16 protein-coding genes are annotated in these 15,747 nt (G+C 46.2%); 2 read left to right on the top strand and 14 right to left on the bottom strand.

The window, feature by feature from the left end; genetic code table 11:
• Positions 1-54: 54 nt before the first annotated feature.
• The 6 genes from ACI3EW_RS01790 to ACI3EW_RS01765 form a co-directional block, all read right to left on the bottom strand.
• A complete protein-coding gene (locus ACI3EW_RS01790; RefSeq protein ID WP_055145343.1) occupies positions 55-417 on the bottom strand; it encodes a hypothetical protein in 363 nt (120 codons plus the stop codon).
• A gap of 42 nt (positions 418-459) precedes the next feature.
• Complete coding sequence (locus tag ACI3EW_RS01785; RefSeq protein ID WP_055145341.1) at positions 460-2,964, bottom strand: ABC transporter permease; 2,505 nt, start codon at positions 2,962-2,964, stop codon at positions 460-462.
• Positions 2,964-3,644, bottom strand: coding sequence for an ABC transporter ATP-binding protein (locus tag ACI3EW_RS01780; protein ID WP_055145338.1), 681 nt, complete (start codon positions 3,642-3,644; stop codon positions 2,964-2,966). The genes ACI3EW_RS01785 and ACI3EW_RS01780 overlap by 1 nt, the downstream gene beginning before the upstream one ends.
• Before the next feature lie 100 nt (positions 3,645-3,744).
• A complete protein-coding gene (locus tag ACI3EW_RS01775) occupies positions 3,745-4,752 on the bottom strand; it encodes a sensor histidine kinase (RefSeq protein WP_055145335.1) in 1,008 nt (335 codons plus the stop codon).
• A 1-nt stretch (position 4,753) separates the two neighbouring features.
• Positions 4,754-5,422, bottom strand: coding sequence for a response regulator transcription factor (locus ACI3EW_RS01770; RefSeq protein WP_055145332.1), 669 nt, complete (start codon positions 5,420-5,422; stop codon positions 4,754-4,756).
• Positions 5,419-5,631, bottom strand: a complete 213-nt coding sequence (locus ACI3EW_RS01765; protein ID WP_055145329.1) for a helix-turn-helix domain-containing protein — start codon at positions 5,629-5,631, stop codon at positions 5,419-5,421. Before ACI3EW_RS01765 ends, ACI3EW_RS01770 begins: the two co-directional genes overlap by 4 nt.
• Positions 5,632-6,032: 401 nt before the next feature.
• Between ACI3EW_RS01765 and ACI3EW_RS01760 the strand changes: the two genes are divergently transcribed.
• Together ACI3EW_RS01760 and ACI3EW_RS01755 are read left to right on the top strand one after the other, a co-directional pair.
• Positions 6,033-6,593 carry an RNA polymerase sigma factor gene (locus tag ACI3EW_RS01760; protein ID WP_055145326.1) on the top strand — a complete coding sequence of 187 codons (561 nt, stop codon included), beginning with the start codon at positions 6,033-6,035 and terminating at the stop codon, positions 6,591-6,593.
• Positions 6,590-7,258 carry a hypothetical protein gene (locus ACI3EW_RS01755; protein WP_055145323.1) on the top strand — a complete coding sequence of 223 codons (669 nt, stop codon included), beginning with the start codon at positions 6,590-6,592 and terminating at the stop codon, positions 7,256-7,258. Before ACI3EW_RS01760 ends, ACI3EW_RS01755 begins: the two co-directional genes overlap by 4 nt.
• A gap of 133 nt (positions 7,259-7,391) precedes the next feature.
• On the opposite strand, the gene mobQ is transcribed toward ACI3EW_RS01755, so the two are convergent.
• The 8 genes from mobQ to ACI3EW_RS01715 form a co-directional block, all read right to left on the bottom strand.
• Complete coding sequence (gene mobQ, locus ACI3EW_RS01750; RefSeq protein WP_055145320.1) at positions 7,392-9,089, bottom strand: MobQ family relaxase; 1,698 nt, start codon at positions 9,087-9,089, stop codon at positions 7,392-7,394.
• A 401-nt stretch (positions 9,090-9,490) separates the two neighbouring features.
• Positions 9,491-9,679 (bottom strand): hypothetical protein, encoded by a 189-nt coding sequence (locus ACI3EW_RS01745; protein WP_055145756.1) that lies wholly within the window; start codon positions 9,677-9,679, stop codon positions 9,491-9,493.
• Positions 9,680-9,882: 203 nt separating this feature from the next.
• On the bottom strand, positions 9,883-10,257 hold the full coding sequence (locus tag ACI3EW_RS01740; protein WP_055145314.1) for a hypothetical protein: 375 nt from the start codon (positions 10,255-10,257) through the stop codon (positions 9,883-9,885).
• Positions 10,254-11,183 (bottom strand): ParM/StbA family protein, encoded by a 930-nt coding sequence (locus ACI3EW_RS01735; RefSeq protein ID WP_055145311.1) that lies wholly within the window; start codon positions 11,181-11,183, stop codon positions 10,254-10,256. Before ACI3EW_RS01735 ends, ACI3EW_RS01740 begins: the two co-directional genes overlap by 4 nt.
• A gap of 283 nt (positions 11,184-11,466) precedes the next feature.
• The gene (locus ACI3EW_RS01730) at positions 11,467-12,792 is read right to left on the bottom strand and encodes a DNA primase family protein (RefSeq protein WP_330375650.1); all 1,326 of its coding nucleotides are present in this window, start codon (positions 12,790-12,792) and stop codon (positions 11,467-11,469) included.
• Positions 12,755-13,390, bottom strand: coding sequence for a CHC2 zinc finger domain-containing protein (locus ACI3EW_RS01725; RefSeq protein WP_055145308.1), 636 nt, complete (start codon positions 13,388-13,390; stop codon positions 12,755-12,757). Before ACI3EW_RS01725 ends, ACI3EW_RS01730 begins: the two co-directional genes overlap by 38 nt.
• Before the next feature lie 83 nt (positions 13,391-13,473).
• Complete coding sequence (locus tag ACI3EW_RS01720; RefSeq protein WP_055145306.1) at positions 13,474-15,522, bottom strand: recombinase family protein; 2,049 nt, start codon at positions 15,520-15,522, stop codon at positions 13,474-13,476.
• Positions 15,519-15,728, bottom strand: a complete 210-nt coding sequence (locus ACI3EW_RS01715; RefSeq protein ID WP_055145303.1) for a transposon-encoded TnpW family protein — start codon at positions 15,726-15,728, stop codon at positions 15,519-15,521. Before ACI3EW_RS01715 ends, ACI3EW_RS01720 begins: the two co-directional genes overlap by 4 nt.
• Positions 15,729-15,747: the final 19 nt, after the last annotated feature.

Below are 15,747 nucleotides of genomic sequence, written 5' to 3'. Positions count from 1 at the left end.
AGTCCGCAGAGGATGCGAATTATCGGCTCAATGGTTTTCTTTTATTTGTAATCATTACTTTTCCAATTCCAGATATTCTTGTCCCATGAAGAAGATTTTCAATTCGTTTTGATCTACTTCTATCTCAAATTCTACACTACTATTTCCCTGTGTAACACAGATTATATCCGAGTAAGAAAAACTATAATATGCGTCACCGCAGGATAGACCCGAATCGGGCATATCTTTACTCACAGCAAGTTCCCCGTTTTCTTGAAAGGTAAATATCTCCTCAGCATTTGCATCCTTCCATGTGCCAATAATATCTTTTTCGTTCTGAATGCGATTTACTTTACCAACACATACAATGGCAAGTATAACTGCACCAACAGTCAAAGCAATGCCTGCAACTCTCTTTACCAGTTTCTTTTTACGCAATTTCTATTACCTCTGTTTCAGTTGCTTTGTTAGATTGAATGATTACATATTGCTCAATTTCAGTTCCTCTACAATTTCCACCTTTGATACGCTTCTAACAGCAAACAGCATAGCGATACATACCATAGCGCCGACAGCCATAACTGCAAGAGCATAAATACCGCCGTTCATATAAAAAGCAAATGGTGTCATACCCGACGATATGAAGTAGTAGATAGCACAATGAATCAAAAAGCTCACAGGCAACGCAAGAACCAATGCTTTTACGCCGTACAAAACAGCTTCGAGCAATAGCGTACATTTTAATCCTTTGGCAGTCATACCAACAGAACGCAGAACAGCAAATTCGCTTCTTCTCAAATGAATCGTATTCGAGATAGTGTTACAAACATTCAAGCTGATAATAACCGTCATCAGGATCGAGAACAGGCAGATTACCAGTTTTGCAATCGTATATACCTGTCTGGAATTATTCGTTGCGGCTGCAATGTCCACAGTTTGCGGAAATCCTCTGTCAGCCAGACATTCCATTGCTTCTTTATGCTGTGCTGTCTGTATTCTCATTTCCACATAGGCGTTATCATCTATCAGCAAGTTAAAATAACTTAAAGGCACGATGAGGACAGCTCGATCTCTCACAAACATGGATTGGATATTTGCATTTTCTTCTGAAACGATTTCTTCCACGATAATCGGCAAGGCATCCTCGGATGCCCCCAGCGGAATGATTTCTGTTCCCGGTTCAATAAGAAACGGTGAGCCTGCAATTACCCGATTTTGTGCCGAATTATAGTATCCCATAGTCTGATTGAGCAAAATTCCATGATTGAAATTTGTCACATCCAGACTGAATCCATTTTCATCGCAAAAAGAGACAAAATGTTCTTCGTCCAATCCTACGACATATACCTCTGCTTTCGTACCATTGATAAAATATCCTTGCATATCAGGATTGATTTGTTCCTGCGAAAATTCAGCGGTCATATATCGCTGAAAAGAATAGGAAACATCCGCAGTGATATTTTCATCCGATAATGCCCCGATTGCGACAGGAATATCTTTGTATTGAATCATCGAAATCACATCAGTATAACAGGAACCGTCCTCCTTCATATCCAAGGATGTCTGATAAAGCATAAAATCAGAGAAACTATATAAGGAAAGGGCAATTACCACCGACAAGAAAATAGAGCCGGTAATCGCTCGGAAGCGTTTTGGATTACGCTTAATATTTTTTGCTGCTAACGAACCATAAATGCCAAAAACCAAAGAAACGATTTTTCCGTCACGGAATTTCTTTCTTGATACCGCATTGTTAGACTGGCGGATCGCTTCAATAACTGTAATTTTAGCTGCTTGCTTCACAGGCTTTCTACTTCCGAAGTACAAAGAAGCAATGCCGGATAATCCGCTGACGAGCAGGATCAATCCGTTTACCTTCAAGGACAGTTCTACGATGCCAAAAGTGAATGTTTCTCCAAAAGCTGCCCTGACCACACTTAATAACAGAGCAGATAGCAGGATACCAACAACCAATCCAAAGGGTATGCTCACCACTCCCAAAAGGAAGGCTTCTAAATATACGCTAAGGCGTTTTTGCCCTTTTGTGGCTCCAATACTGGATAGCATTCCCATCTGCTTAATTCGTTCCTGTAAGGAAATGGAGAGGGCGTTGCTGATCATTGAAGCAGATGCAGCCATCAAAAGACAAACGACCATGACCACCAAAGCAATCAGTTTTGCAGCTCCTTTACCCCCGGTAATTCCATGATAGACTAACAATTCCGAATGAAACTTTGCTACATGACTGTCTACTGCCGCAGCCACTTCTTCGGCTTCTGTATAGATCGAATTGGATAAATTCTTTGCCTTGACATACGCAGCAAAATCGGATGCCGTTTTGTCAACACCTGCAAAGGCATTATAGTTTGCTGCGATTTTTGAGTCATTCACATCTGACAGAATACCAACAACTACATACGCTTTCTCTTTTGTTGGAACGAAGCTTTCTTCTTCGCCCCTATAATTTGTCAGCCCGGAAAGCTGGGCATTATATTCATCCCAAATTCTTGAACCAAGAGTTAAAGAAATCGTATCTCCAATCTCTGTATTCATGTTGTTTTTCTTCAAAAAAGATTCTGAAATAACAATCTCATTTTCATCTTGCGGGAAACGCCCTGCAAGCAAATACTGATTTAACGAAAATCTTTGGGTAAAGTTCTCGTCAATCTCGCCAACGGAGAGCATTGTACTGTTGGATTTCTCCCCGTAAAAACTGTTTCCGGCAAAGCGGAGAAGCGAAACTTCGCCTACATTGTTTTGACTATATAGCTCTTGAACCTGCTCCCAAGTCAAATCCTCCATGTAGTAGTCATAATCGCCACCATACACTTTTTCTTTCTCTTTCAAAAAATCAACCAACGACCATCCCCCACAGAGAATAGCGGTTATCATACTGATTGACAAAAGAATGGTTAAAAGTGTGAGTAGGGTACGCTTTTTATTCGACAACAGATTCCTGAGTGTAAGCATGAAAATCATATTCATCAGCGTATCACCTCATCCCTCACAAGTCTGCCATCCTGAATTTCCAGAATACGGTCTGCCTGCATTGCGATTTCACGGTCATGGGTAATCAGGATCATTGTCTGGCGATAGACTTCATTGGATTCACGCAGAAGTTTCATAATATCCCTTGTGTTCTCCGTGTCCAGATTTCCCGTTGGCTCATCCGCAAGGATAATCGCAGGTGCGTTAATCAACGCTCGTCCGATTGCCACTCTTTGTTGTTGACCGCCGGATAACTGACTTGGCAGGTGCTTTCTACGCTTTACCAGTTTGAGTGTGGATAGCAGTTCTTTCAAACGCTCCTGATTGATTTTACGCCCATCCAATCGAATCGGCAGCGTGATATTTTCCTCGACAGTCAAAACCGGGATCAGATTATAAAACTGATAGACAAGCCCAACCTGCCTTCTTCTGAATACAGCCAATTCATCTTCATTTTGCTCATAAACATCCTGTCCATCCACAAATACTTTTCCCGAAGTCGGTCTGTCAACACCACCTAAAATGTGCAACAGGGTAGACTTGCCAGACCCAGATGCTCCAATGATTGCAACAAACTCTCCTTTATCGACGGAAAAAGAAACATCTGACAAAGCATGGACAGGAGCATTGTCCATTTCATAGGTTTTGCAGATATTCTCTACTCTTAATATCTCCATAAAAAGTTCCTCCATATATTTTTGCAATTCAGTATAGCAAAGCCAAGTGACTGCTTCATTACTTTTTCATTACAAAAATGTCACTTAAAAAGGGGCTGCATTAAGCAGTCCCCCGATAAAAGCAGATTTCAAATTTTGCACCGCCTGACTCCCGATTTTTCGCTTGGATGACACCACCCTGATTGACAATGATCGTCTTTGCCAGAGCCAACCCCAAACCGGCATTACCGATTGTAGAGCCACTTCCTTGATAAAATCGGTCAAATAAATGGGGGATGTCTTTTTCCTGAAAACCTGTTCCGCTATCCTCTATAATGATCTGTGTCAAAAGAGGTCTTTCTATTGCCTTGATTTCGATAGTGCTGCCCTCTGGTGAATGTTCGATACAGTTTTTGATTACATTCCCCAAGGCTTCAGCAGTCCAATCAGTATCAAGAGATAGTTTTAATTCTGCCGGAATCACTTGCGTGATTGTCTGCATTTTTAATTCTGCCGCAATCTCCAGAGGACGAATTGCTTTTTCTACCACATCTTTTAAGTATACCGCCTGTGGCTTTAGAGTAATCGTTCCTGCATCCAGCTTGGATATTTTCAGAAGTGTGGCTATCAGCCACTCCATTCTTGATAAGAGCATAGTCTGTTCGCGGATCAGCTCATACCTTTCTTCGTCAGTCAGTTCCTCATTACACAGAGAAGCATTTAAGATATTCAGCGATGTCAAAGGTGTTTTTAATTGATGTGAAATATCGGCTAAAGCATTTGCCAAATTACCTTTCTCCATTTTCAGAGCTTCTGCCTGTTCAATAAGCCGTCTTGTCATCTTGGATATTTCATCATGTAAAACAGATAACTCACCTTCTTGAAACTGCCCAAAAGAAATTTTTTCATCTCCATGTAACAGCCTATCAATATGCAAACTAAAATCAGCAATTTTCTTGTATCTCTGATATGTGAAAAAGAGGGAAACTGCACTGGATGAAATGATAGCCGACAGAACAATCCACACAGCTTTGCTATCAACGATAATGCCAATGCCGCCCCAAAATAGAATAAGAATACTGCTGACAACAATTTGCCTTTTAACTTCTTTATTTCTGATAAAGTCCATATCAACCCACCTTATAGCCAAGCCCACGAACGGTAATTATGATTTCCGGCTCCTGCGGATTGGTTTCAATTTTGTCACGTAGCCTTTTCATATAGACAGTCAATGTATTATCATTGATAAACTCCCCAGTAGTGTCCCATAAAAGCTCCAACAATCTTCTGCGAGAAAGGACAATACCTTTGTTACGCAAAAAGACTAACAGCAACTTATATTCCATAGCAGACAACAAAATCTCTTTCCCATTCTTTGATACGGTTGCTTGATTTGTGTCCACAACTAAGTCGAGGTAACTGATAATGTTTTGTGTGTTCTTAGTTCTCCTTAATACGCTGTTGATCCTTGAAAGCAGTTCTCTTGGTCTGAACGGTTTGCTGATATAATCGTCAGCCCCCATATCTAACCCAGCCACAACACTATATTCATCATCAGAAGCCGTTAAGAAAATAACTGGCATAGTTCCTCTTTCTTTAATTGCAGAACAAACAGAAAAACCATTTCCGTTTGATAATTGAATGTCCACCAAGGCTATATCGTATTGGTCGCTATCCAATTTTTCTATTGCTTCTTTTTGACCGGGAGCATTTTCGATTTTGAACCCTTCATTTCCTAAATAGTCTGATAATGAGGATACGATACTTTGGTCATCCTCCACTAATAACAATTTACTCATCGTGTGTTCTCCTTGTTGTCAGCTATAAATTCATTTTTATTTTGTTTATATCTTCCATCAGCCGGCTTTTGGGCATCTTGGGGAATTAGCCATGCACGAGGTAGCCGAACAATTCCATCAATGCGATTCTCCTCACACAGCTTTTGAACACGACGCACCGATATTCCCCAAAGTTTAGCCGCATCCTGTACTGTCATGTATTCAAACATAGTTTACCTCCGCATCAAATAGTTATATATATTATATACGCACAAACGAACAATATCAATGGGCTGTTTGTAAACACTTAAACACTAACTGTGTACGAATTAACTCGGCGCTAACAATTTCCGTCATCCTGTTTCGGATATTATTTATTTTTCCACCCAACCCATTCTGTCCGGGCAGCTACCTTTAATTTTTTGTTACGCCTCCTCTGCTGCGAGCAACTCTACCAAAACCGAAGGACCATATTTTCAGACTGCCGAGCGACCTCGACTGGTGCCAAACGATTTTGCTGAGGCGATAGAAAATAGAATTGCAATGTACTATAATAAAGGTGTGAAATTTTCCCTCGCTTCTGTAAGATTGTCCGCCAGATCCATAGTACATAGGTGAGGAGGTGGATACCTTGTTAGAGGATGTGAAGATCATTGAACTGTTCTTTGCTCGTACTGAGCAGGCAATAGCTGAACTTGCTGCAAAATACGGTTCAACTTGCAAAAGAATTGCAAACAACATTTTGAAATGCGAACCCGACGCAGAAGAATGTGTAAATGATACATACCTTGCTGCGTGGAATGCAATTCCTCCAGAAAGACCTGACCCACTCAGAACCTATATTTTTCGTATTACCCGCAATATCGCTACCGCAAAATACCACGCAAATACTGCACTAAAGCGAAACAGTTACTATGATGTTGCACTTGATGAGTTGGAAGAGTGCCTAACTTCTGCGTCTACTATTGAACAGGAAGTGGATGCAAAGGAGCTGTCACAGGAAATTGATCGTTTCCTTGACAGCTTGGATCAGGAAAGCAGGGTTATGTTTGTAGCAAGGTATTGGTACTCAGATAGCATTACAGAAATTGCAAAGAGGCTTCGTACAACAAATAACAATGTGTCTGTTCGCCTTTCCCGAATCAGAAGCAAACTTAAAAATCATTTACAGAAAGCGGGGTATGATTTATGACACGAAAGAACATCTCTGACGCCGTTGGTGGCATTGGTAGCCGTCATATCGAAGAAACGGCGAGTTATCAGGCAAAGAAACAAAAAAGCATTTGGCTGAAATTTGGGGCAATTGCTGCGTGTCTCTGTCTAATCGTGGTGGGAGTGTTTAGTATGGGATTATTCGGCAAAAGTACAGAAACAGCTACATTAGGTGATGGAACTACCATATCTTTCACTAAAGCAGATACGGTAGCCTCTGCTCTGAGTTTGAACTTGCAAGCACGAGCATTGACCAAAGATGAGGTTCAGACTATTTTCGGTGATCTTCCGATTTCCGGAGATGCCCTCTTTACCTTGGACGATGTAGCATTTGTTGGCTTTGATGGTCATTACAGCGATATGAAATTTGTTGTTTCGCTGTCTGGGAACAATCTTATGGATACTACCGTAATTGGCAAGGGAAATGTATCTATGGTTGGAGATACGCCAGTTAAAGCTGGCTACTTCGTTACAAATGCAAACAGCGAAGGAATTAAGACTGTGATCTATTACGCCTATATCACATTTGATAACTATTCCATCTATATCGAAAATGCAGGCGGAGAAAGTGAAAGAGAGGCTGTTCGAGCGGAACTGATGGCAGCACTTGATAAGTTGTTGGAAAACTCTTTTGATTTTAAGTGATAGAATTCGATTAAATATTGCAAGCACCGGTATGGAAAACCCATACCGGTGCTTATTTTACGCTTGACGTATAGGGATTATCTCCATCCCCCTATGTCACAGACTTCACCTGAAGTTTCAACCTCCAGCACTTTTAACGTTCCATATCTCTGTTTTTCATCTTACGCTCAAGCCGCTCCGATCGCCGCCTTTGCCGCAGTTCTCGATCCATTGTCTTTTCCTGTGCATATTCGTCAAGATAGCCAGACACATCCCGTAGGCCACTCTCCATCAACCACCAACTGAACTTGTCGCCATAAGCCGCTTCAATGCGTTGGGCTGCTGCTTTCTCTCTGTCAGGTCGAAGTGCCTTCCGCTCCAGATAAAGCTGCAAGGAATCAAAGCCGGAAGCTTGCTCTTTCAGCTCGGCATACTCAGACAATGCAGCCTCCAGCTCTCCGGCATACTTATTCTCCTGCGCCTCAAGCCGTTTGAGATTATCTTCATAGCGGTCAATCTGGCGCTGGAAGATATCGCTTGTGGCGTCCTCTGGGTATTCCAGAGAATGAAGCAGCATAGCCTTTTCGCTTTTTAGCTCCTCTAACTTTTCCGTCAACTCGGCTATTTTGGAGGCAAGCTCACGGTGCCTGACAAAGTGGATCGCAGGAAGGGATTTCTTTTCAGCCAGTAGGGACTTCCGTTCTTTGGTTGTTTCCTTTATCTGCTGCACAAGGGAGCGGTACTGTGCCAGATTTGGCTTCAGAATATTCAAGGCACCGGTCATCTGTTTCTTGCTGCTGCGGATATGCCCTAACTGATAGCAGAAGATCAGCATATTTTCCCGCAGCTTTTCCAACGCTTCTGCAATAGCGGGCAGCGTGTTCTTCACCGCCTCCGTAATTTTCTTGAACTGCGCCTTCAGTTCCCGCAGGAGCCTGTTGTCCGCCTTGATCTGACGGTTGAGTTCGCACCTGTCGGACACGATACCTTTCTGTTCCAAAGCACGGGCAATCACGCCCTCGTGGATGGTGGGCTGCTCGTCAATGCCTCGCTCGACAAAGCTGCGGTGGTCGATGCGCTCCTCATGACCGTATCGCTCCAAATATTTGTTTGTCACATCTGCCCATGCTTTGCGCCAGATAAGGAGCTGTTCCTCGCTGTTCCAGCGTTCAGAAATGGGATTCTGTCTCCCGTATTTGGTGCTTTTGGGATACTTGCTGGCACGCTCATATCCATGTTCCTCAGCTGCGGATGGTGTCATATACACTTTCTTCCTGCCTACCTTGTACTGGTACTGTTTCTCCCATCCGTCAGCCTGTGCAGCCTTAAACTCGGCAGCGGTAAAGCCCCGTTCCTCACCGTCACGGCTGCAGAGATATTCCTTCTCCGTTTTGTATTGCCATTTGCCGCTTTCATCAAGCGGGCGCACCGTCAAGAGAATGTGGGCATGTGGATTATGACCCGGTGGATCAGGATCGTGGATTGCCAGATCGGCGCACATCCCGTCTGCGACAAATTGGTTTTGTACGAAGTCCGTCAACAGCGTCTGCCATTGCTCTAGGGACAACTCTATGGGCAGGGCTACCACAAACTCACGGGCTAAGCGGCTGTCCTTGGTTTTCTCGTTTTCCTCCACGGCGTTCCAGAGAACCTCTCGGTCTTGCCATGCGGGTGGGGCCATGTCCGGCAGGAATACCTCCTGCCACACAAGCCCCTGCTTTCGGGTGTAATCGTGCTGTACTCCGTCATAGTCATTGAGGATGTGGGAGCAGCTGAGATAAGCGGAGGCTGCACAGGCGGAGCGTCCGGCTCCCCGGCTGACCACCTTTGCCTCCAAGTGGTAAATTGCCATTTGCGTTCACCTCGATTCGTATTTTGTGAGGGGGTGGTAAAACGCCACCCCTTGGTTTCTGTTTCTCTTTGCAAAGAGAAAATGGGCTGCATTGCTGCCCATATCTGCGATAAAGCTGCCGGTGGCAGGTTTTCGCAGGCAGGAGGCGGGCAGAGTATCTGCCGGATTGGTGCGACAAGCAGCAATCTCTGCATCAGCAGAAGCGCCGACTGCACAGGGAATGCTGACTTGCGGCATTTCCTGCCCTCTCTGGAGAAGTGTCCGATGGACAGTTCGTGAAGAGCGCACGAGCCCGACCAACGGAAGGGATACCACCGCCTGCTTCGCAGGTGGTGAGTAAGTGCGCCCTTCGGGATAAAAAAGGAAGGGACGCCCCGGTTGCCCGGAACGCCCCTCGCAGATTAGTGTAGCTTCTCATATAACAAGTCCTCTAATTTTTCAAGCTCCATTTGCTGAGCCTCTGGAAATACTTTCTCCAAAACAGCGCCCTCCTGAATCAAGCGTCTGGTACGGGCCTTTCGCTCTTTCGCCCGATCCCGCATTTGTGCCTCCTCCAATCGGTGCTTGGCCTGCAATTCTTCCTTGGTCATGATCTTTTTATTTGCCATATCTGGCTCCTTTCTGCCGCTGGGCGGCTTCGTGATAGTAAAAAGCAGGGAACTGGTATCACACAGATACCAACTCCCTGCAGAACTGATGGTAAATTGTTTTCCTCATTCTGAGAATTGCCAATTTGGTAGCAAAGACGGATTGTATTGCCACCAACATAGTAGTAAAATCAAGAAAAGTAATTTCAAAAGCCGTCTGCAAAATCCAGCGCAGCTGAAATGTCCTCCTCGGTTTCCTCCGAAACAAGAGCAGCGGCAGGCTGTGCGCTCTGCATAAGCTGTAGGATACCGCCAAGGCTTACCGGCGTACAGCTCTGCAAGCTGCGTGAGATGGTATCCTCGATCCGGCTGAGGAAAGCGTCCTCCTTCTCCCGTGTTTCCAGATAGGGATCATCGGCAAGCTGCTTGCTACGGTCAAAGTAAGCGTTGACCGCCGAAACGACTGCCTTGCTGACTGAACGATATTCTCGCCTGTCAAGGCTCTGCAAATGCTCCCACGCCCTGCGGTCTGCTTCGTTCTCCAGATTCAGCCGAAGTGTTGTTGTGTAGATTTGCTTCATACAAGATCGCCTTTCTTTTGCATTTTCTGTGCAGACAGCAGCTCATAGCCCTTGGCTGTGGCGCAGATGTCATCATTGATCATCACCCGGCTGGCATCATATTCTCCGAAATTCTTCACCATGCAGCTTCCACCGCCGACAACATAGAGCCTCATCAGTTCCGGGTCATACTCATGCTCACGCAGTCTGCGGAAGATGCCTGCGGTGTAATCCCTCGCTGTGTTCTGGATAGCAGTTAGGTAGCGTTCGCTGATGTCTGCCGTCCCAAAGCGAATCACACGCTCCAGAATCGTATCATCTACCGATGCGCCAAACTGCCGCATGAGATTTTCCCGGACAGCAATCATGCACTGGTTTGTCCCGTACTTCTCCGTGAAGCACTTCTGAGATAGCGGACGGCGCTCGTTGATATACATGACATTCATCGTTCCGTTGCCAATGTCGCAAAGCATATTGATGCCCTTGAATCCCCGCAGTCTGTCCGCCACAGCGGAGAAGCCCTGCGGGAAGATGTCCGCTCCGGCAAACTCCACATGATAGCTGACACCACGGAAAATGAAATCCGCCATTTCATTCTGCAACAGGTACGCCTTGAAGCTATCCTTCTGTTCGCTGACCCAAGTAAGAGGGAGCCCCGCCGCCAAATGCACACGGGCAGAGGTCTGCTTGCGGATATTCAGCTCTCTTGCAATGGCAGCAAGGGTCAGAATATAGTAGTCACCGTCTGTCATTTTGTCAGAGATAAACTCCTTGTGACCTTCGCCCACGGTGTAATAGCTGCCGTTGTAGACAAGCAGATTGCTTTTGAAGGTCGGCTCCTTGTCAGAGATGATCACGCCCGTAGGAAAGCAGCAATGTGCAGTCTTGATATTCCCATAGCCGTGGTCGATGCCGATGATTATAGGGTTATTGTTCATATAGTTCATAGTTTGTCCTTTCTGCCGCTGTGCGGCCTTGAAAATAGATTGTTTGTGTACGGCTCTGTACGGTAAACGCCAGTGCTGTACGCCGCTGTACACCGATTGGTCTTTGGATTTTGCGTTTGCTTTGTCAAATCGCTGTTTATACCGCAAGAAAATGCGGTAATCGCAGCACATTGCACATAAAGAACGCTGATTTTGCGGTAAAATAGCTTTTTGAAAACGGAGTTGAGAACTGCCGTACATCGTGTACGGCATGTACGGCAGTTTTGAAGTCCAGTTCTCATATTTAATAAGGAAGCAAGTTCATCGCCTCCACTCCGATAAATCCACGCACCCGCTTTCCGGCTGCGTACACATTGTTGGTAGCCTCCACATTATAAAGCCGTTCATTCTGGGCCAGCTCTGAGCTGATACGATTTGCTGACATAGGCTTTTGTGCGTTGTCCTCGCACCAGCGGAGATAGGCTTCATAGATAGCCTTGGAGCTGGCTTCGCTGTCGGCCTTAAAGCGGATATAGCCCTCGGATTGCAAAAACTCGATCACATTGTTGCTGCTGCGCTTTACTGTCTCCATATTTTCTTTGGCTCTATCGCTGATGGTGAACTGATACTCGTTCCCAATCAACCGCCGCAGACCCTCCAGACACCACAAAAAGATGCCCTCACGCTCCTGTGTCAGCTTATCCACCAGAAATGGATCATCGGCTCGTCCTGCTGGCCTGTCCTTGGTGGTCAACACGATCTGCCTGCGGAAGAAGCCGTCTGACTTGTCGTGCAAAGCGGTTAAAGCGCCGTTGCCGAAGCAAAGAAAGCGGACATAAAGCTGGCTCTGATAGCTTTGAACACCCTTGCGTTCCATATCCATCTTGCACTCTGAGGTCACGATGGATTTGATATAGTTGGTCTTGGGCAGGGCACTCATATCCATATCGTCATCCACCATCAGCAGCTTGTTTTCCAGGTCTGCACGGCTGAAACGGTTGTTCTCTACCTTCTGGATGCTGGTGGTATTCATGTTATCTCCCAGCATGGAGCGCATTACAAGTCCGATTCGACTCTTTCCTTCGCCGCCCTTACCAATCATCAGGAGCATTTTCTGCCCCTTTGTGGTAGGCAATAGGCAGTAGCCCATATACTCCTGCAAGGTGGGAATGTCCTCCGGGACAAGCAGCTCGGATAAAAATTGCAGCCAGCGCACAGGCGGCGGTGCATCGGGGAGATAGGCCACACTCAGACGGTTGTTGCAATAGCTTTTGTCCTCGGTGAAACGCCCATCCAGAAAGAGTGTCCCGTTTGCCACATGGATACGGTCAGTCTCGATGGGCAGGGGCGGCGAATAGGCTTGCAGCTTGATACTGGCCAGCAGATTTGCCACCACCTTGGAAAGCCCGGAGGTCAGACAGCCGGAGATCTCCTCCAGAATGAGATTGCCGATTTGCGCCTCGTCCTCAATCAGTCCATCCACTGTGAACAGCCTTCCTCTGACACATTTCATGGGATGCTTTTTTAAGAACTGCTGACAAAACAGCACTTCGTTGATGCGTTTTCCATCATACCAATCGGGAATGCTTTCTTCAGGCGGCATAACCATTGGGGTATTCAATTCGTCCATAGGTTTCCTCCTTTCGCAGTTGTTCCAGACGCTCCTTTAGTGCTATGATTTCACCATCCGTCATCCAGTCCTGTACAATTTCCCGACGCTCATAGCTGTCACCAAAGGTGAGAATGTTCAGTTCATATTCAATCTGACTGAGCTTGTGGCAGGCTTCCACGAATAAATCATGGACTGGCTCATCCGGCGTTTGCGGCGCATAGTATGCTTTCCATTCCTCCAAGCAACGGTAATAGTCCGATAAAACAGAAAAGCACAGACGCTCGTTTTCTTTGAGCTTCTGTGCTTCTGTTCGGATACGCTTTGCATTGAGTGCCGCTGCGCTGGGCGGCTTGTCCGGGTCAAGATGAAAGTCTATCACCAGCTTCATGGCTGCGTCGTAGGGCTTGAGATCAAACAACCTTGCAGTGAAGTCAATGACATCTCCATGCTCTCCGCAGGTAAAGCAATAATAATGGTCGTTTGCCACATACAAGCTGGGGTGTCTGTCATTGTGAAAGGGGCAGAGCGCCTTGCCGTGCCGGTTGACCTCAAGGCCATACGCCTGTGCCGCTTCCCGCAGGCTGACGTTGTTTTTTACGGTTTCGAATAAATTCATGTGTCCTCCTTTGCGTAGAAAAAGCGGCTTGCCCTGATATAAGGCAAACCGCTTCCTCAAAATTTATTGTTTTATTGGAAATATTAAGCCGGAGAGGTAACTGTCTCCGCTGCCAGTTTTTCCTTCCTGTTCGCTGCATTGCGAACCCGCTGGCCTTTGATATGCCCCTCATATCGGCACTCATCACTGCAATACTTGACATTGCTTCTTGTGGTGGAAAAGGTCTTACCGCAGTTTTCACAAGTGCAGTCACGCCGCCTGTTTTCTGCCGCTTCCTGCCGGTAGAACTTCGCCCGGCAATTCGGTCCGCAGAACATAGCAGCCGAGCTTTTGGATTCAAATCCCTGACCGCAGCACTTACAGGTTAGCTGAAAAGGCTGCCCAACGGTGTGCTTCCCGGCCTTAATCAACTGATAGCGCTCCCGGCTTTTGATGCGATGCTGGCGTAGCTGCTCCTGCCGCTTGATTTCCTCTGCTGTCAGCTCCGGGGCAGGAAGTTCAAACTTTCCGATGAATTTCAGGAAGATTTCTACCTCCTGCGTTCTGTCCCCGTCGATGCGCTCCGGGGCATGAACGATGATTTTATCAATAAATTCATTGATCATCGGTGTAGTCAGCTCGGAGAAATCGGTGTACTTTTCTGCCAAAGCAAGGAACTGCTCTACACGGGCAGTATCTTCCTCATAGCTCGTCAGGCTTTCCTCCGTTTCTGCAATCTGTGCGGAAAGGTTTTTCTGTTCGACTTCGTACTCAGCAAGCAGGCTGTCAAAGCGTTCCTCAGAAATTCGGCCTACGGCAAAGGATTCATAGAGCTTTTTAATGATCGTATCCAGCTCACTGTGGCGCTTACGGTCTTTGTTCAGCTTTCGTTTGGCATCTTTGGCCGCCTCCACCTGCCTGACCTGTGAAGCGGCTCGTATCTTCTCGGTGAATTTTTCCCGATCTGCTATGGCAAGCTGGCTGACAGTGCGGATTGTCTCTAAAATAAGGATACGCAGCGACTTAGTGGTAATATAGTGCCCGCAGCAGTCCTTTCCATGCTTCTGATGTGCCAGTGTATAAGAGGAGCAGTCAAAGAAATCCGACGGATACGGAGTGCCTTCTGTACCGCCTCTGGAACGATGATTATACATCTTTGCGCCGCAGTCCGCACAGTATAAAAGCCCGGTCAGGGGATTGGCTTCGCCTATGGTATCAATACGCCGTGGCGTTTTCCGCAGTTGCTGAGCAAGCTCCCATGTTTCCGGCTCGATAATGGCCTCATGGGTGTTCTCGAAGATCAGCCAGTCCTCCTTGGGATTAGGAATAGAGGTCTTGTCCTTATATGACAGCTTGTGGGAACGGAAATTGACCGTATGCCCCATATACTCAGGCTTAGACAATATCTGCCCCACAATATAGCCGCTCCAGTTATAAGGATATGCGAACTCGGTCTTACTTTTCCAAACGCCAATGCCTTTCCTTGCAAAATAGACCGCCGGAGCTTCTACCTTATCTTCAAAAAGGATTCTGGCAATGTCATAGGGGCCTTTTCCCTCGATGGTCAGACGGAAGATGCGCCGCACAACGGCGGCGGCCTCCTCGTCAATCAACCAATGGTGCTTGTCGTTCGGGTCTTTCTTATAGCCGTAGATGGCACTGTTGGTGGTAGGCTTGCCTGATTCCCCCTTCACACGGATAGCGGTTTTCTGCTTGCGGCTCAGATCACGCAAGTACCACTCGTTCATGATGTTGAGGAACGGAGCAAATTCATTGCTGTTCTGGTCGTTGCTGTCCACGCTGTTGGCGATGGCAATAAAATGAATGCCATGCTGACGGAACATAACCTCCGTGTAAAAGCCGGTCTGCAAGTAGTCACGTCCGATTCGGGACATATCCTTTACGATCACACGAGCCACCTTGCCAGCTTCAATGTCTGCCACCAGCTTTTTCCATGCCGGTCTTTCAAATGTGCCGCCTGAGAATCCGTCGTCCGTGTAATGGGCAAAGTTTGTGTACCCCTGCTGTGCGCAATAGCCCTCCAAGTATTTCTTTTGATTCACAATGGAGTTGCTATCCCCAATCTGGTCATCGTCACGGGAAAGTCGTTCGTATAAGGCGGTGATCTTGTCCTCAGTCTGAATGATGCTCATGATGCGCTCCTTTCAGACTGACGGCTCATTTGTGGTACACCAATTATATCACAAGTTCCGTCGTTTGTAACTACTTCGTTGCGTATCATTCGTAAAATTTTATCCTCCATTGTCTCTTTCCCACTTTCACTGAAAGCGACTCTCACCTTGTAGGTGGTGCCGCCAATACGTCTTATCATATACTGTGCCTGTTTGTTTTTATCCATAGCGTTCCTCCTTGAAAAA

The organism is Pilosibacter rotomagensis, assembly GCF_045062245.2.
Taxonomy (GTDB): Bacteria; Bacillota; Clostridia; order Lachnospirales; family Lachnospiraceae; genus Pilosibacter.
The sequence above is the reverse complement of the archived record's forward strand: the minus strand, read 5'-3'. Positions and strand labels throughout refer to the sequence as shown.